At 38.8% G+C, this 17,291-nt stretch carries 14 protein-coding genes and 1 other RNA gene; 7 read left to right on the forward strand and 8 right to left on the reverse strand.

Annotated elements, in window-relative coordinates:
• A partial coding sequence (locus RM529_RS08235) for a sodium:solute symporter family transporter (RefSeq protein ID WP_311484330.1) occupies positions 1-997 on the forward strand: 997 nt, incomplete at its 5' end.
• Here RM529_RS08235 and RM529_RS08240 read toward each other — a convergent pair.
• A complete protein-coding gene (locus tag RM529_RS08240) occupies positions 968-1,330 on the reverse strand; it encodes a CoA-binding protein (RefSeq protein WP_311484331.1) in 363 nt (120 codons plus the stop codon). The genes RM529_RS08235 and RM529_RS08240 overlap by 30 nt on opposite strands.
• A gap of 299 nt (positions 1,331-1,629) precedes the next feature.
• Between RM529_RS08240 and RM529_RS08245 the strand changes: the two genes are divergently transcribed.
• Positions 1,630-3,987, forward strand: coding sequence for a TonB-dependent receptor (locus RM529_RS08245; RefSeq protein ID WP_311484332.1), 2,358 nt, complete (start codon positions 1,630-1,632; stop codon positions 3,985-3,987).
• Positions 3,988-4,074: 87 nt separating this feature from the next.
• On the opposite strand, the gene RM529_RS08250 is transcribed toward RM529_RS08245, so the two are convergent.
• Entirely contained in the window at positions 4,075-5,706 is a 1,632-nt protein-coding gene (locus tag RM529_RS08250; RefSeq protein WP_311484333.1) for an ABC-F family ATP-binding cassette domain-containing protein, read from the reverse strand.
• A 171-nt stretch (positions 5,707-5,877) separates the two neighbouring features.
• On the opposite strand from RM529_RS08250, the gene RM529_RS08255 reads away from it, so the two are divergent.
• On the forward strand, positions 5,878-7,290 hold the full coding sequence (locus RM529_RS08255; protein ID WP_311484334.1) for a hypothetical protein: 1,413 nt from the start codon (positions 5,878-5,880) through the stop codon (positions 7,288-7,290).
• A 76-nt stretch (positions 7,291-7,366) separates the two neighbouring features.
• Here RM529_RS08255 and fsa read toward each other — a convergent pair whose 3' ends face one another.
• The 3 genes from fsa to ffs form a co-directional block, all read right to left on the reverse strand.
• Positions 7,367-8,023 (reverse strand): fructose-6-phosphate aldolase, encoded by a 657-nt coding sequence (fsa, locus tag RM529_RS08260; protein ID WP_311484335.1) that lies wholly within the window; start codon positions 8,021-8,023, stop codon positions 7,367-7,369.
• Positions 8,024-8,108: 85 nt separating this feature from the next.
• Positions 8,109-8,930, reverse strand: a complete 822-nt coding sequence (locus RM529_RS08265; protein ID WP_311484336.1) for an SDR family oxidoreductase — start codon at positions 8,928-8,930, stop codon at positions 8,109-8,111.
• Between the two features lie 43 nt (positions 8,931-8,973).
• Positions 8,974-9,072, reverse strand: an RNA gene (gene ffs / locus RM529_RS08270) — signal recognition particle sRNA small type.
• A gap of 87 nt (positions 9,073-9,159) precedes the next feature.
• On the opposite strand from ffs, the gene RM529_RS08275 reads away from it, so the two are divergent.
• Both RM529_RS08275 and RM529_RS08280 read left to right on the forward strand, forming a co-directional pair.
• Complete coding sequence (locus tag RM529_RS08275) at positions 9,160-10,215, forward strand: glutaminyl-peptide cyclotransferase (protein WP_311484337.1); 1,056 nt, start codon at positions 9,160-9,162, stop codon at positions 10,213-10,215.
• A complete protein-coding gene (locus tag RM529_RS08280) occupies positions 10,215-10,631 on the forward strand; it encodes an acyl-CoA thioesterase (protein WP_311484338.1) in 417 nt (138 codons plus the stop codon). Before RM529_RS08275 ends, RM529_RS08280 begins: the two co-directional genes overlap by 1 nt.
• Before the next feature lie 359 nt (positions 10,632-10,990).
• Here the strand turns inward: RM529_RS08280 and glyA are convergent, their stop codons facing one another.
• Complete coding sequence (gene glyA / locus RM529_RS08285) at positions 10,991-12,262, reverse strand: serine hydroxymethyltransferase (RefSeq protein ID WP_311484339.1); 1,272 nt, start codon at positions 12,260-12,262, stop codon at positions 10,991-10,993.
• A gap of 110 nt (positions 12,263-12,372) precedes the next feature.
• Between glyA and fahA the strand changes: the two genes are divergently transcribed.
• The gene (gene fahA / locus RM529_RS08290; protein WP_311484361.1) at positions 12,373-13,662 is read left to right on the forward strand and encodes a fumarylacetoacetase; all 1,290 of its coding nucleotides are present in this window, start codon (positions 12,373-12,375) and stop codon (positions 13,660-13,662) included.
• A 60-nt stretch (positions 13,663-13,722) separates the two neighbouring features.
• Here the strand turns inward: fahA and RM529_RS08295 are convergent, their stop codons facing one another.
• Positions 13,723-13,938: a hypothetical protein gene (locus RM529_RS08295; RefSeq protein WP_311484340.1), complete on the reverse strand. Its 216-nt coding sequence runs from the start codon at positions 13,936-13,938 to the stop codon at positions 13,723-13,725.
• 114 nt (positions 13,939-14,052) lie between these two features.
• Positions 14,053-14,451: a bacillithiol system redox-active protein YtxJ gene (gene ytxJ / locus RM529_RS08300; protein ID WP_311484341.1), complete on the reverse strand. Its 399-nt coding sequence runs from the start codon at positions 14,449-14,451 to the stop codon at positions 14,053-14,055.
• 179 nt (positions 14,452-14,630) lie between these two features.
• Here ytxJ and clpB point away from each other — a divergent pair, with 179 nt between their 5' ends.
• Positions 14,631-17,237: an ATP-dependent chaperone ClpB gene (gene clpB / locus RM529_RS08305; protein ID WP_311484342.1), complete on the forward strand. Its 2,607-nt coding sequence runs from the start codon at positions 14,631-14,633 to the stop codon at positions 17,235-17,237.
• Positions 17,238-17,291: the final 54 nt, after the last annotated feature.

The following is a 17,291-nucleotide window of genomic DNA, read 5'->3' on the forward strand; positions in this document are numbered from 1 at the left end:
GGGAGTTCCGTTTTATGTAACTGTATCAATAACTATTTTACTCATCTGGCTCTACACTTTTAAAAGCGGAATAAATACGATTGTATGGACAGACACGCTGCAAACTTTGTTTATGCTGCTTGCTTTGGGAATTACCATTGTGGTAATTTCTGAAGACCTCAACTTCTCACCGGTTAATATTATTGGATATCTATCTGAAAGTGAATTCTCTAAAATGTTCTTCTTTGAAGACTGGAGAAGCAGAGATTACTTTTTTAAACAATTTATTTCAGGGGCATTTATAGCAATTGTAATGACGGGCCTGGACCAGGATATGATGCAGAAAAATCTTACCTGCCGGAATTTAAAAGATGCTCAAAAAAATATGTTCTGGTTTACGTTGGTGCTTACTGTTGTTAATTTCTTCTTCCTGGCGCTGGGTGTGCTTTTAACCGATTATGCCGAAATTAACGGGATAACAGAGCGGAAAGATGACCTTTTTCCAGCTATTGCAACAAGCGGAGAATTGGGAATAGGTGTCGCCGTTTTCTTTATTCTTGGCCTTATTGCTGCTGCCTATTCCAGTGCAGACAGTGCTTTAACAGCGCTTACCACTTCTTTTAGTATTGATATCCTGGATATTGAAAAGAAGTATTCTGAAGAAAAACAGGTAAAGATCAGGAAAACCATTCATATTGGGATTTCCCTACTTCTTATTGTGGTAATGCTTATTTTTAAATATGCCATTGCAGATAAAAGTGTGATAAACGAACTCTTTGAATTTGCAGGATACACCTATGGACCGCTTTTAGGCTTATACACTTACGGCTTGTTCACAAAATGGAATGTGAAAGACAAACTTGTTCCGGTGGTTGCAATCCTTTCTCCTTTGCTTTCTTATATAATAAGTATAAACAGTCTGGTATGGTTTGGATTTGAATTTGGGTTTTTTATCCTTATCCTTAACGGCTTGCTCACCTTTCTTGGACTAGTATTGATTAGATCCAAGCATAATTAAGGTACACCCAATTTCTACTTCTATGTTGTTATTCCGGAGGAGCTCGTACAATTCCGGATTTTCGGTTCCGGGGTTAAAAATCACCCGTTCCGGATTAAGAGAAAGTATATAATCATAATAATCCGGCTGCCTCTTTGGATTTATATATAATGTGATGGTATCTATATCTTCAAAAGGCAACATTTCCTTTTCAATCTTTACGCCGGCAACTTCGCCTTCCCGCAAGCCTATGGCAACTGTTGGTTGATTGTATCCCACCAACCGGTTAATGGCCATATAAGAATATCTTGCAGGATTGGTAGATGCTCCTATTACTAATGTTTTTTTCTTCATATTCTAAATTTAATACTTCTGGGATACTGTAACAAGTTTTAAATTATAAAGTCTTTATAATAGAACCGGTTCAAGAATTGCTGGTCTGCTCTTTTTGATGGTTAGTGTTTGCACCAGGAATTGTTAACAGCCCACATTTCTCATCAGGAATGTGGGTTATTTTAAAAAAGATTGTAACAAATACATTTCTGCGCCGTCTTTAAAGTAGAGAAGGTTCTTTTTTTGCAAAAGCTCTCATCAAGCTAATATGCAATACAAGGTATTTTCTATAACATCATAACCATCAAATCAATCAAAAAATGAAACAGTTATTTTTAATCATTACACTATTTACAACAGTCGGCACTATGGCTTTCAACGAAGCTTTCGGAAAAATTTCGGGTTCTGTAATAGACCCTGACCTGCAGGAACCTATTCCCTACGCCACTGTCATTATTAATGATATGGAAGGCAATTTGGTAACCGGGATCACCACGGGAGAAGACGGTAGCTTTTCCATAGAAAAAATTGAGAACGGAACCTATGAGCTTAAAGCACAATTTATTGGCTACAAAACCTTCATCCGTGAAATTACCATCTCAGAAAATCAAAGAATTGTGGAAATAGGAATTATCCCTCTTGAAGCTGAAGTTGCCCAACTAAATGATGTTACCGTAGTTGCTGAAAGAACCACAATCGAGCAGCGTATTGACAGGAAAGTTATAAATGTAGGTAAGGATCTTACCACCACAGGGGCAAGCGCTTCAGAAATAATGAATAATATTCCCTCTGTAAATGTAGATCAGGATGGTAATATAGCTCTTCGCGGAAATTCTAACGTACGGGTTTTAGTAGATGGAAAACCTACAAATATGGATCCTGCACAATTGCTGAAGCAAATTCCTTCAACTTCTATTAAAAGTATAGAGCTCATTACCAATCCTTCAGCAAAATACAATCCCGAAGGAATGAGCGGAATCATAAATATCGTCCTTCATAAAAATGCGAACAACGGCTTCAACGGAAATCTGAACACCGGCGTAACTGTGGGCGAAAATTGGCGTTTTAACGGCTCCCTTGATATGAATTACCGAACAGGAAAAATTAACGTTTATGGTAATGTTGGAACCAATTTTGGGCCCCGGGAAAATTTAGGACGAATCTATTTACCGCAGGAAAACCTTTTACAGGCTTTTGACATCAATAATAAGCGGAAATCTAACCTATATAAGGTGGGAATGGACTTTTACCTGAACGATCACAATACTTTTTCCTTCTATACCAACCAAAATCACTTTAACGGAGGTCCCGAAGGTGCTTTCAGGTTAATCTACAACAATAATCCGGAGCCAAGCCTGGTGCAAAACCTGGATTTGAATTTCGACAATATAAATTCCACCTACAATTTTGTATACGATCGAAAATTTGAAAAAAAAGGGCATGACCTTCAGGTAGAAATTAACTACAATGATTTTGAAGAAGAAGAGAATTCCTTTTTTGATTTTGAAGGAAATACGGATGGTTTTGTAGCTTATGAAGATCTGGTGGACGAGAAAAGAGAAAATCTAATAAGTAATATTGATTATGTTAATCCCTTAAGTGAAAACTCGAAGCTGGAAATGGGCATCGAAGCCAGAATATTAGATACAGATAACGGCTACAACACCACTAATCCAGATTTTTCTAATTCCACGTATCAATACAACCGGGATATTTATTCTTTTTACACCACGTATGGACAAAATTTTGAAAAATGGTCCTATCAACTGGGCGCAAGGCTGGAGAATTTTCAGGTGGATGCGATCTATAACGGGGAAAAAGTTTTTGAAGATGATTATCTAACAATTTATCCTTCAGGATTTTTGAGCCATACTCCAAATGAAAAGAATACGTACCAAATAAGTTACAGCAGGCGTGTTGACCGCCCCGGTTTTAACCAGGTAAATCCCATCAGGGAAGTTAGCAGCCCAAGATTGACCGTCTCCGGAAATCCGGAACTGGAACCGCAGTTCACCAATTCGGTAGAATTTAATTATACCCGTAACCTTTTCAACAAAGGAAGTTTAACAGGTGGCGTGTTCTTCAGAAATATTAATGATGAAATTAACCAGGTTATACTCGAAGATCCTAATGAGCCGGGCTCCTTGCTTCTTCAATTTGACAATTTTGAAGATAATAATTCCTACGGACTAGAACTTTCTGCCAATTACAAATTCACCGGCTGGTGGAGCACCAATACAAGTTTTGAAGCTTACAGCCAGCAACTAAAAGGAGTAGTGGGAAGTGAATATCTGGAAACGAATAACACCACTTTTAACTTCAGGACAAGCCATTCGTTTAAAGCGAGTGAAGCCTTAACCTTTCAATTATTCGGATTTTACCGCGGAAGAAATGAAAGCCTGCAAATGCTTATGAAGCCAATGTACTTTATGAACCTTGGCGGGAGGTATTCTTTTATGGATAACAAGGCAACAATTAGTCTGAATTTAAATGATGTCTTCAACACCCAGGAGTTTGAATTTACCGATGGAAGGCCATTTCTGCAGGAGGGAAGATTTAAAGGAGAAACACAAACCGTTTACCTTGGATTCTCCTACAGGTTTGGAGGCGGTAAAAATAGTGCTTTAAAACGTAAATCCCGAGATGACAATGACGCCGGCGGCGGCGGAATTTTTTAGTGTTTATTATTATTTGTTTGTTTAATTAGCCAGAAAAGCCCGGATCCTTATGGAAACCGGGCTTTTTATTTATTATTTAAGAATTACTTAAACCTGAACTCCGTACATCTTCTCACGTTGTTCCTTTATCTTCTTATCTCCCATATATTCGTCAAATGTTAAGTAACGATCTATGGCGCCACCAGGAGTAAGTTCAATTATCCGGTTAGCCACTGTTTGTGCAAATTCATGGTCATGAGTGGTGAACATAATGGTTCCTTTAAAATTCTTCAGCGAATTGTTAAAGGCTGTAATAGATTCCAGGTCCAGGTGGTTCGTGGGCTCATCGAGCATAAGAACATTTGCCCGCATCATCATCATGCGGCTTAACATACACCTTACCTTTTCTCCACCAGATAAAACGCGGCAGGTTTTTAAAGCTTCTTCCCCACTAAACAACATTTTACCTAAGAATCCGCGTATATAAACTTCTTCTCTTTCTTCTTCGGTTTTAGCCCATTGCCTTAGCCAATCTACAAGGGTAAGATCATTATCAAAATATTCAGAATTATCCAGTGGTAAATACGACTGATTGGTGGTAACACCCCATGAATATTTTCCTTTAACCGCATCCTGATTTCCGTTTATAATCTCGTAGAAAGCAGTAGTCGCTCTGGAATCTCTGGAAAACACAACCACTTTATCACCTTTGGCCAGGTTGATATTTACATCTTTAAAGATTACCTCTCCTTCTATAGATGCTTCAAGACCTTCAATATTCAAAATCTGGTCTCCTGCTTCGCGTTCCCTTTCAAAAATAATCGCTGGATACCTTCTGCTGGAAGGTTTTATTTCTTCAATATTTAATTTATCGATCATCTTCTTGCGCGAAGTAGCTTGCTTAGATTTTGCCACGTTTGCACTAAATCGCTGAATAAATTCCTGAAGTTCTTTCTTCTTCTCTTCAGCTTTTTTGTTCTGCTGAGAGCGTTGTCTTGCTGCGAGTTGTGAAGATTCGTACCAAAATGTATAATTCCCGCTAAAGTGGTTTATTTTTCCGAAGTCTATATCTGAAATGTGCGTACATACAGAATCCAGGAAGTGACGGTCGTGAGAAACCACAATTACCGTGTTATCGTAATTCGCAAGGAAATTCTCCAGCCAGGTTATAGCTTCATAATCCAGATCGTTGGTAGGTTCATCCATAATCAACACATCGGGATTACCAAATAAAGCTTGGGCTAAAAGCACCCTCACCTTTTGCTGACCCTCAAGATCCTGCATTAACGTATAATGGGAATCTGTTTTTATACCCAAACTGGAAAGCAGGGAGGCCGCTTCACTTTCGGCATTCCAACCGTTCATTTCTTCAAATTCAGCCTGAAGCAATCCAACCTTTTCCCCATCTGCATCGTTAAAGTCTTCTTTAGCGTAGATCTCTTCCATTTCTGTTTTGATCTTGTAAAGAGGTTTATTCCCCCTCATTACTGTTTCCAGGACAGGATATTCGTCGTACAAATTATGGTTCTGCTCCAGTACAGACATACGTTTTCCCGGTTCAAGATGAACATGACCTGAAGTAGGATCTGATTTTCCTGCAAGGATCTTAAGAAAAGTGGATTTTCCGGCACCATTGGCACCAATAATTCCGTAGCAGTTCCCCTGGGTAAAAGTAGTATTCACTTCATCAAAGAGAACACGTTTACCAAATTGAACTGAAAGATTTGAAACTGAGAGCATAAGAATTTAATTTGATCTAATTTTTTGCAAAAGTAGCCAATTAAGTAATCTTCTGGAAAGATTAACGTTTATAAAATTCCTTTTAACTACCGATTAACATTCACAGCAGTAGTGAGCATCTATATTTGCTCACTACTGACTATCTTAAAATCCGAAGTCTTAGATCCTTAGATGAAGAATATTTTCCCCTTATTTCTTTTTACTGTGTTTCTTTTATCTGCCTGTAACCGTTCAAATAGTTACGGAGACAAAATCTATATTGGCGGACAAATTGTTAATCCTCATACACATTACGTTGTTCTAGCTCAAAATGAGAAAGTTTTAGATACGCTGTTTCTGAACCAAAAAAATCAATTCGGAGCTCAGCTCGAAGATCTTACCGAGGGAGTTTATTCCCTTAATCACAATCCTGAAAGTCAAACAATGTATGTAGAGCCAGGAGATAGTGTCTTAGTTTGGTTAAATACCCTGCAGTTTGACAAATCCATGAACTTTAGCGGAAGAGGTTCAGAAAAAAGTAGTTTTCTACTGGAAATGCTCCTCAATAATCAGGAAAACAACGAATTAATTTTATCGTATTACAAGTTTAATCCGGAGAAATTTTCACGCATAACTGATTCTATTAGAGAACAGCGAATTGAATCCTTAGGAAACCTTAATGATGAACAGAAATTTTCACAAAAATTTCTTGACATAGCACATACCGTAATTGATTATGAATATTACGACCTGAGAGAACGTTACACGTTTCTTATCGAGAAATATAATTCTCAGTTTGCTGACGAAATCCCTGAAGATTTTTATAATTACCGAAATGAAATCGACTTTAGCAATGAAAGCTTGCAGGAGTATAAAGTCTACACCAATTTTATTGAAAATTACCTACGCTCAAAATCCATAGAAAATTGCAATACGGACGAGGATCTGGACAGGAGCTGTTTTGAACTTGGAAGTTACCAAAATATCCGCAGGAGAATAATCTTGGTTGATTCCCTCACAACGCTTCCTTACATGAAGAACAAATTTCTGGACCGGCTTGTCACCCGCGGTATTGTAATGGCAAAAAATCAGGACCGGGTAGATTCCATTCTTGAGGTTCTGGAGAATATTAATTATAGTAATATAGGGCAGGCAGAAGATCTTGCTATTATACAAAAAAGTTATTTTGAAGGCTCATCCATCAGGAAAGGCAAAATGATTAACACCTCCAAGGAGCAGGTTACTTATGGGGACATCATCAGCAAACCTTCAGTAATTTTCATTTGGTCTCTGTACGCTCCTTCCCATTATAAATGGCAACACAACAATATTAAAGCCCTTAGGAGAAAATATCCGGAGGTGGATTTTATAGGAGTAAATATTGATCAGGGTGAAACAGAAAACTGGCTTAGGGTGGTCTCCTCTAATAATTACAACAAAGATTACGAATATCAGATTACCAACCGCGAAATAAGTAAAGAGGTTTTCAGAAAATACATCCACAAAATCTTTTTTGTCAATTCTGAAGCTGTTATTATAGACGGGGATGCAAAACTCTACAGTCCCAACTTTGAAACAGAACTCCTGGAGTTTCTAAATCGTTAGAAAATGAAAAATAGATGTAAATGAAAGGCTGCCAACTGGCAGCCTTTCATTTACATCTATTTCCAGAAACCTGGAATTAATGATTTCCCTTGTTATAATCTGCAAGGAATTTCTCCAAACCACTATCTGTAAGAGGATGTTTTAGTAAACCTTCAATAGAAGAAAGAGGACCTGTCATCACATCTGCACCAATTTTAGCGCAATCCAGAACATGCATTGTATGCCTGATGGAAGCCGCAAGAATCTCAGTCTCAAAACCATAGTTATCATAGATCAACCTTATTTCAGCAATAAGATTCAGGCCATTAGTAGAAATATCATCAAGCCTTCCAATAAAAGGAGAAACATAAGTTGCACCCGCTTTAGCCGCAAGCAAGGCCTGTCCTGCAGAAAATACAAGTGTACAGTTGGTTTTTATTCCTTTATCGCTAAAATATTTAATCGCCTTAACACCTTCTTTAATCATTGGAACCTTTACAATAATTTGATCATGTAAAGCCGCCAGTTCTTCCCCTTCTTTCACTATTTCGTCAAAAGTAGTTGCAATTACCTCAGCGCTAACATCGCCCGTCACTATCTCGCAAATCTTTTTATAATGCTCAATAATGTTTTCTTTTCCTGTAATACCCTCTTTCGCCATTAAAGAAGGGTTTGTGGTCACACCATCCAAAACTCCCAATCCCTGAGCTTCTCTAATTTCATCAAGATTGGCGGTATCGATAAAAAATTTCATTTCTTTCTTATTTATTTGGTTCATTAATAATTCAAACCGCATGTTTTATATAAAACATCATGGTTATCCCTTAGTTTCCACAAATTTACAATTTATAAAACTTTAGAAGCATTTTCTCATAAACTTTATCAGGTAAAATGCGTTTTAATCCTATAGATAGTTTCTGAACAACTTCTCCTACTTTGTAATGACCTCTGGGGTTTTCTGTCTGGATAACATTATAAATAGCTTTTGCCATTAACTGGGGATCTTCTCCCGCATCTACGTGTTTATTCATCAGTCTTAAAGTGTTTCCGTATGGTACCTCGTACGGACTCCCCTTCTGGACCGGCGCATGGTATCTTCCTGCAGCAATATTAGTTGCAAAATCACCAGGCGCAACGTTAGTCATTTGCACATTAAAATCTTTGAGTTCCATTCTAAAAGCCTCGGTAGTTAACTCCAGCGCACCTTTAGTCGCAGAATAAATTCCACGATAAGGCAAACCCATATAACCTGCAATAGAAGTAATATTAATGATAAGTCCGCTCCTTTGTTGCCTCATATGCGGCAGCACTTCTTTAATTAAGCTAAGAGGGCCAAAATAATTGGTATCAAAAGCTTTCTTAATTTCTTCATCGGGAGTTTCTTCTATAGGACCTGTAATTCCCACTCCCGCATTGTTTATAAGAATATCTATTTTTCCGGATTTACCAATCACCTCCTTTACTGCGGCGACAACAGTTTCTTTTTTGGTGACGTCCAAAGCTACCAGAGGGACCTCAGCATTTGAAAATTTATGTGGGTTCCTGCTGGTGCCGTAAACTATAAAATCTTTATTCTGAAGATATTCGGCTATCGATTTTCCAATTCCTGAGGATCCACCGGTAATAAGAACTACTTTTTTAGAAAGAGCATCTGTTTTCATAGGCCACAAAGATGCAATAATTATAGAAACTGGAAGAAACAAAAAATGGCAAGTAACCCACATCACACCGCTACGACCGCCTACCCTTGCTGCGTTCCCGCCCTGGGGGATTCAGCAGGAGCTGGTTGTGTGGGACTTGCCGGTGCAAATATACAATCTTTAGTATTTCTGGCAAGGTTTTTTCGATAGGAAATAGTTAATTTAGACCAATATTTTAGAGCTCAAAATCATGAATAATTTTAAATTACTGACATTCTTCATCTTAACAATTTCTCTTTTTTCCTGCGGAAGTAATTCTGATAAAAAATCTTCAGATTTTTCTCTGAAAATTTCCGAAGACAAGGAAGAATTTCAGCTTGGTGAGGAAATACAGGTTTCGGTTTTAAATCCCAAAAACAGGAAAATTGATTCTGTCGCTTTCTATTTTGAAGGACAAAAACTACAAGCCGAAAATGGCAATTTTCGAACTGCCATTATTCTTGACAATTATAAACTGGGAAATCAACCTATAGAAGCTCATGTTTTTACTGAAGGTGAAAAACAGGAAATAAGCAAAACCATTAAACTGTTTAACAACACTGCCCCTATTTCCTACACCTATGAAATTGTAAATTCTTACCCACACGATCCCGAAGCTTATACCCAGGGATTAGAATTTTACAACGACACCTTATACGAAAGCCTCGGCCAGTATGGGAAATCCAAATTGAGAAAAACAGATCTTGAAACAGGAGAGATTTATAACGAAATTAAATTGGACGACCAGTACTTTGGAGAAGGCATCACCATTTTAGACGGTAAAATTTACCAACTTACCTGGAGGGAAGGAGAAGGAATTGTTTACAATCTCGACGATTTTGAACAAACAGAAACTTTTGCCTACAATGAAAGTAAAGAAGGATGGGGATTTACCAATGATGGGGAGAAACTGTACAAAAGTGACGGAACAGAGAAAATATGGATCCTGAACCCGGAGACTCTTTCCGAGGAAACTTTTATTCAACCCGCACATCACCGCGGATTATCTTCTAAACTAAATGAACTGGAATGGGTTGAGGGAAAAATCTATGCAAACACCTATCAAAAAGACGGAGTAGCAATTATAAACCCCGAAAATGGTGCTATTGAAGGCCTTATCGATTTCCGTGGATTAAGAGAAAAGGTCACTCAGCACGATAAACTCGACGTTTTAAATGGAATTGCCTACAATCCAAATTCGAAGAAACTTTATGTGACCGGCAAAAACTGGGACCGGATTTTTGAAGTCAATATCATAGAAAAATAATGAGCCATACTCCCGATATTTTTGAACTGAAAATAAAAGTTGAATCCAAACACCTGGATGAGCAACAGCATGTGAACAACGTTCAATATGTGCAGTGGGTGCAGGACGTCGCAAAAGCGCATTGGCTAAAAAAGGCTACAAAAGAACAACAAGCAGATGTCTTTTGGGTGGTTGTAGAACATCATATTAAATATAAACGCCAGGCTTTTCTTGATGAAGAATTAATACTCCACACTTTCGTTACAGAAACCACTCACGTAACTACCTTACGGCACGTTTTAATCAAGAATGCAGAAACCGGAGAAACACTTGTCGAAGCAAAAACCACCTGGTGCCTTATGAAAAATGAGACAAAAAAACCTGCAAGAATTTCTGATGATTTAAAAAGGCTCTTTTCTGTCGAAGAAAAGTCGTAGGCTACAATTCGTCGAGCTCAGTGTGACTGAGGACGATAATTGCCATTTCCGAGATGCCTCTTTTTTCTCAATCGGAAGCAAATTCAGTAGAAAAAAATCATAGGTTAAAAAGGCCAATTTTCGACCTGAGGGGTCAGGGTGAACCAGTTGAAGCCTTTCATAAGTTTTGCCACGAATACACGATTTTTTTTCTAAACCCTTTGAAAGATATTCGTGAATAGTGACAGCTTTTTTCATTTCTAAAGGGTGCTTCAAAATGCCAATTTTCGACCTGCGGGTCAGGCTGAGCCTGTCGAAGCCCAACAAAAAAAGGCTGCCCGTTAAAGGCAACCTTTTCTTATTCTTTAAAATCAAAAATCTTATTGAAATAAAGGTCTGCCGTGCATTAAAGAATTCACTTCAGTTTTCACCTTAGCAAGTTCGGCTTCATCTTCAATATTATTTACAACCCTATCGACCAAATCTACGATTTTCGGCATATCCTCTTCTACAAGTCCGCGGGTGGTAATTGCTGCGGTACCTATTCGAATTCCGGAAGTGACAAAAGGAGACTTATCATCAAAAGGAACCATATTTTTATTCACAGTAATATCAGCTTTTACAAGTGCTTCTTCTGCTTCTTTTCCGCTAACGTTTTTATTCCTGAGGTCGATAAGCATCATGTGATTATCTGTTCCTCCCGAAATTACCTGGTAATCTTTATCTACAAAAGCTTCGGCTAATTTGGCAGCATTCTTTTTGACTCTTATCGTGTAATGCAAGAAATCATCTGTAAGTGCTTCTCCAAAAGCCACAGCTTTTGCAGCAATAATGTGCTCCAATGGCCCGCCCTGGTTTCCGGGGAAAATTCCGCTATTAAGCATCGCTGACATTTTTTTCAGCTTTCCGTTTTTCAGTTTTTCACCAAAGGGATTATCAAAATCTTTCCCCATAATGATAATACCACCTCTTGGCCCACGAAGGGTTTTATGGGTGGTGGAAGTTACGATGTGGCAATGTGGAATTGGATCACTTAAAAGACCTTTTGCGATGAGGCCCGCAGGATGCGCAATATCGGCAAATAAAATAGCACCAACACTATCTGCAATCTCCCTAAACCTTTTATAATCGATTTCACGTGAATATGCTGAAGCGCCGGCAATAATCATTTTCGGCTTTTCTTTTTCTGCAAGTTCAGCAACTTTATCATAATCAATAAGACCGGTTTCTTTATCTACTCCGTAAAAAACAGGGTTGTAAAGTCTTCCGGAGAAATTTACAGGAGACCCGTGGGTTAGATGACCGCCGTGAGAGAGGTCGAAACCTAAAAATTTATCACCGGGATTCATACAGGTAGCGAAAACTGCGGTATTTGCCTGGGAACCGGAATGTGGTTGCACATTAGCATATTCGGCTCCAAAAAGTTCTTTTAATCGATCAATAGCTAATTGCTCGACCTTATCTACCACCTCACATCCTCCATAATATCTCTTACCGGGATAACCTTCTGCATACTTGTTTGTAAGTACAGATCCTGCTGCTTCCAGCACCTGCTCACTCACAAAATTTTCACTGGCAATAAGCTCTAAACCATTTAATTGACGTTCTTTTTCTTCTTCTATTAAATTAAAAACCTGGCTGTCTCGTTGCATTTCGAATTTTTTCGTTAAATATTCACCAAAAGTAATAAATACATTCCGTTAATTACAGGAAAATAATATATTTGAGTACAATAGATTTTAACAAAAAACCAAAAAATTCTATGCCAATTACTGCTAATGACCCGGGGCGAAAAACCTGGCTTAATATTCCTGAGGATACCGATTTTCCTATACAGAATATTCCTTTTGGGGTATTTCTTACCAGGGATGATATCATCACTATCGGGACCAGAATTGGAGATTACGCCATAGACCTGGGGGCTTTGCACCAACTTGGCTATTTCGACGGAATTCCTTTAACTGACGATATTTTTTTACAGGACACGCTGAATGATTTTATTTCTGACGGAAAGAAAACCTGGCGTCTTGTAAGAAACCGTATTGCTGAAATTTTTGATGCTAAAAATCCTAAACTTAAAGACAACCAAAACCATAGAAACACTGTTCTTTTCACCCTTAATGAGATTGAAATGCAGATGCCGGTGCAGGTTGGAGATTACACCGATTTTTATTCCAGTAAGGAGCACGCTACAAACGTAGGATCTATGTTTCGTGATCCAGAAAATGCGCTTTTACCAAACTGGCTCCACATTCCTGTGGGTTACCACGGAAGGAGTTCGTCTATAATTCCCAGCGGAATTCCGGTCCACCGTCCGAAAGGACAAACAATGCCTGAAGGTGCTGATACTCCCATCTTTGGACCGTCACAAAAAGTAGATTTCGAATTGGAAATGGCTTTTATAACTACCGATGCAAACCCTTTAGGAGAACCCATTCCGGTAGACGAAGCTGAAGATTATATCTTTGGAATGGTTGTGTTCAACGACTGGAGTGCACGGGACATCCAAAAATGGGAATATGTTCCGCTAGGGCCATTCCTGGCAAAGAATTTTGCGTCGTCTATTTCACCCTGGATTGTGACCATGGATGCACTCGAACCTTTCAGAACAGAGAGTCCGGAACCGGAAAAGGAACTGCTTCCTTATCTCCAGTACAAAGGCAAAAAGACATTCGACATTAATCTTGAAATTTCCATACAACCAGATAATGCTGAAGAAACGATTGTTTCCAAAGCAAATTTCAAGGACCTTTACTGGAATATGAGCCAGCAGTTAGCCCATCATACGGTAAACGGTTGTCCTGTAAATTCCGGGGATATGATGGCTTCCGGAACAATTTCGGGAACAGAGAAAGATTCCTATGGATCTATGCTGGAACTTACCTGGAGCGGTAAAGAACCTCTGAAACTGAAGGATGGAAGTGAAAGAAAATTTATTGAAGATAACGACACTGTTGTTATGCACGGCTACTGCCAGAGCGAGGGTCGTAGGATAGGTTTTGGAGAAGTACGTACAAAATTACTACCTGTCTTTGAACCAAAGAAGAAATAATTTTTAGTTTTAGTTACACTAGATAAAAAAAGCTGCCAAAATTGGCAGCTTTTTTTATATTCACTTTTTGTCATTCTTTTTTATATCCTGAAAGTCTGTATCGCTTTCCCTTTCTGAATGTACATTTGGAGTTTTATCATTGGGATTTGACTCCAGCTCCTCTTCCTTTTTTTGGGTAGCGTCCTGGAATTCTTTCCGTGGACGATCCTTGTCAGCTTTCTTTATTGCATCAAACCTCTTTTCAAGTTCTTTTATATCGATCTCTTTATCAACCATAATATTTTTGCTTTTATAATGTGAAAATACAAATGATGAAAAACTATTCCGGAGAGATTAATATTTTTTAACAATAGATATTAAAGTATTGAAAAAGTTTTTCAGAAACAGTTGCTAATTTAAGTGCTTCTCCAGCGTTTCGGCCTGAATACTTTGGTGAGATGCATGATGCACCACCTTTCCGCTCCTTAAAATGATCAACTGCGGACTTTCATGACGCACGCTAAAACGTGAGGCAATTTCGTTGGAGATATCCCTGTGGTTGAGAAGATCCAGAAAATAAAGCTTTACATCGTTATACTCTTCTTTATAATCTGATTCGAATTGCTTCAGGACCATTCTGCTTATTCCACAGCGTGTAGAATGCTTCAAAATAGCCACAGCATGATCTGCAGACTCTTTTTGGATATCGTCCAGTTGTTCAATGGATGTGAGTTCATTCCATGGGACTTTTTTCACTTCATCTTTAGCTATATCCCGCTCACTCTTAAATACTTTATCAAATATTCCCATAGGTTTCTCTTTTACGTAAAATTAATTCTTAATAACTTTAATAGCAATCATAGTGCCTCTTTTTAATAAAACTTAACAGAAGGCGTCGTTTTGTCGCTTATTCCCTTAAAAACCACTGTCATTTTGTCTTGTTTTTCATTGGGTACATAAATTGCTATTTCTGAAGAAAAACAAAAACGATGAATTTCAATAATTTTACTATAAAATCACAAGAGGCTATCCAGCAGGCACAACAGCTTGCTCAGGAAATAGGCCATCAGCAAATAGAGAACGAACATATTTTTAAAGCCATCACCAAAGTTGATGAAAATGTCACACCGTTCCTGCTGAAAAAACTGAACATTAACGTTAACCTCTTTAACCAGATCCTGGATAATACGCTGCAAAGTTTTCCGAAGGTAAGCGGTGGCGATATCATACTTTCCAGGGAAGCGGGAAAAACAGTTAACGAAGCGTCTATTGTTGCAAAAAAAATGAACGATGAGTATGTTTCTGTCGAGCACCTGATTTTGGCAATTTTCAAGTCTTCCAGTAAAGTTGCACAGATTCTAAAAGACCAGGGAGCAACAGAAAAAGGATTAAAAGCAGCCATTGAAGAATTACGCAAAGGAGATCGTGTTACTTCTCAAAGTGCCGAAGAAACCTATAACTCTCTGGAGAAATATGCTAAAAACCTGAATCAGCTTGCGGAAGAAGGTAAACTGGATCCGGTTATTGGTAGAGATGAAGAGATACGCCGAATATTGCAAATATTGTCCCGAAGAACAAAAAACAACCCAATGTTGGTGGGAGAACCGGGAACAGGAAAAACAGCAATAGCCGAAGGTCTCGCCCACAGGATTGTTGATGGTGATATTCCTGAAAACCTTAAAGACAAGCGCATTTATTCCCTGGATATGGGAGCATTAATAGCAGGAGCAAAATATAAAGGAGAATTTGAAGAAAGGCTAAAAGCTGTAATAAAAGAAGTTACCAGCAGTGATGGAAACATTGTCCTGTTTATTGATGAAATCCATACTCTCGTGGGTGCCGGTGGCGGCCAGGGAGCAATGGATGCAGCTAATATTTTAAAACCTGCACTTGCTCGTGGAGAATTACGCGCAATAGGAGCAACCACTTTGGATGAATATCAGAAGTATTTTGAAAAAGATAAAGCTCTTGAGAGACGTTTTCAAAAAGTAATTGTAGAAGAGCCCGATGTGGAAAGCGCCATTTCTATTCTGCGTGGAATTAAAGAGAAATATGAAACTCACCATAAGGTTAGGATTAAGGATGAAGCCATTATTGCGGCTGTAGAACTATCTCAGCGCTATATTACCAACAGGTTTTTGCCAGATAAGGCAATAGACCTGATGGACGAAGCTGCTTCTAAATTAAGAATGGAGATCAACTCCAAACCTGAGGAACTGGATGTTCTGGATCGTAAGATTATGCAGCTGGAAATAGAGATTGAAGCTATTAAACGTGAAAAAGACGAGTCTAAACTAAAAATTTTAAGGGCAGATCTCGCAAATCTTAAAGAAGAGCGCAATGAATTAAATGCGCAGTGGAAAAACGAAAAGGAACTGGTTGATAATATTCAGAATACAAAATCTGATATTGAAAACTTCAGACTTGAAGCTGAAAGAGCCGAGCGCGACGGCGATTATGGAAAAGTAGCTGAAATACGCTATGGTAAAATAAAAGAAGCGCAGGAGAAACTGGAAAAACTTCAGCAGAGCGTAGCTGAAAGGCAAGATGGAAAGTCCCTGATCCAGGAGGAAGTCACTAATGATGATATTGCTGAAGTTGTGGCAAAATGGACCGGGATTCCGGTTACTAAAATGCTGCAAAGTGAGAGGGAAAAGCTTCTTAAGCTGGAAGACGAACTCCATAAAAGGGTTGTTGGGCAGGAAGAGGCGATCCAGGCGGTTAGTGATGCGGTAAGACGAAGCAGGGCCGGATTGCAAGACCAAAACAGGCCAATAGGTTCCTTCCTCTTTCTTGGCACAACCGGCGTGGGTAAAACTGAACTCGCGAAAGCTTTGGCAGAATATCTTTTTGATGACGAAGCTGCGATGACACGGATTGATATGAGCGAATACCAGGAACGGCATTCTGTGAGCCGTCTTGTAGGTGCCCCTCCTGGATATGTTGGTTATGATGAAGGCGGGCAGTTAACAGAGGCTGTGAGAAGAAAGCCGTATTCTGTAGTCCTGCTTGATGAAATTGAAAAAGCACATCCAGATACTTTTAACATCCTGCTTCAGGTCCTTGATGAAGGAAGGTTGACGGATAATAAAGGACGCCTTGCAGACTTTAAAAACACGATAATCATAATGACTTCTAACATGGGAAGCCAGATTATCCAGGAGAAGTTTGAAGCCATAAAAGATCCTGATACAGCCATGGAATCTGCGAAGACTGAAGTTCTGGGATTGCTGAGACAAACAGTGCGTCCTGAATTTATAAACAGAATTGATGACATTGTGATGTTTAGTCCGCTAACGCAAAAAGACATTCGTAAAATTGTAGATTTTCAGTTACGCGGAGTTAAAAAGATGCTGGCGAAGCAAAACATCGTACTGGATGCTACAGACGATGCGATTAAATATCTCGCCTCCCGCGGTTTCGATCCGCAATTTGGGGCGAGGCCGGTTAAGCGGGTTGTTCAGCGTGAAGTTCTGAATAAGCTTTCTAAAGAAATCTTAGCAGGAAAAGTAAATGCAGATAGCATTATCCTGCTGGACGAATTTGACGGTATCCTGGTATTTAGAAATCAGGAGCAACTAGCAGAAAGCGAATAAATCCTGAGAATATTTTTTAGCAAAAAAGGCTGCAGAAATCTGCAGCCTTTTTCG

Source organism: Autumnicola edwardsiae (assembly GCF_031846505.1).
GTDB lineage: Bacteria > Bacteroidota > Bacteroidia > Flavobacteriales > Flavobacteriaceae > Autumnicola > Autumnicola edwardsiae.

Coding starts and splice junctions, on each gene's coding strand:
- fsa (WP_311484335.1), bottom strand. CDS start 8,023: ATGAAATTTTTTATCGATACCGCCAATCTTGATGAAATTAGAGAAGCT.
- fahA (WP_311484361.1), top strand. CDS start 12,373: ATGCCAATTACTGCTAATGACCCGGGGCGAAAAACCTGGCTTAATATT.
- ytxJ (WP_311484341.1), bottom strand. CDS start 14,451: ATGGGAATATTTGATAAAGTATTTAAGAGTGAGCGGGATATAGCTAAA.
- RM529_RS08250 (WP_311484333.1), bottom strand. CDS start 5,706: ATGCTCTCAGTTTCAAATCTTTCAGTTCAATTTGGTAAACGTGTTCTC.
- RM529_RS08240 (WP_311484331.1), bottom strand. CDS start 1,330: ATGAAGAAAAAAACATTAGTAATAGGAGCATCTACCAATCCTGCAAGA.
- clpB (WP_311484342.1), top strand. CDS start 14,631: ATGAATTTCAATAATTTTACTATAAAATCACAAGAGGCTATCCAGCAG.
- RM529_RS08295 (WP_311484340.1), bottom strand. CDS start 13,938: ATGGTTGATAAAGAGATCGATATAAAAGAACTTGAAAAGAGGTTTGAT.
- RM529_RS08255 (WP_311484334.1), top strand. CDS start 5,878: ATGAAGAATATTTTCCCCTTATTTCTTTTTACTGTGTTTCTTTTATCT.
- RM529_RS08265 (WP_311484336.1), bottom strand. CDS start 8,930: ATGAAAACAGATGCTCTTTCTAAAAAAGTAGTTCTTATTACCGGTGGA.
- glyA (WP_311484339.1), bottom strand. CDS start 12,262: ATGCAACGAGACAGCCAGGTTTTTAATTTAATAGAAGAAGAAAAAGAA.
- RM529_RS08280 (WP_311484338.1), top strand. CDS start 10,215: ATGAGCCATACTCCCGATATTTTTGAACTGAAAATAAAAGTTGAATCC.
- RM529_RS08245 (WP_311484332.1), top strand. CDS start 1,630: ATGAAACAGTTATTTTTAATCATTACACTATTTACAACAGTCGGCACT.
- RM529_RS08275 (WP_311484337.1), top strand. CDS start 9,160: ATGAATAATTTTAAATTACTGACATTCTTCATCTTAACAATTTCTCTT.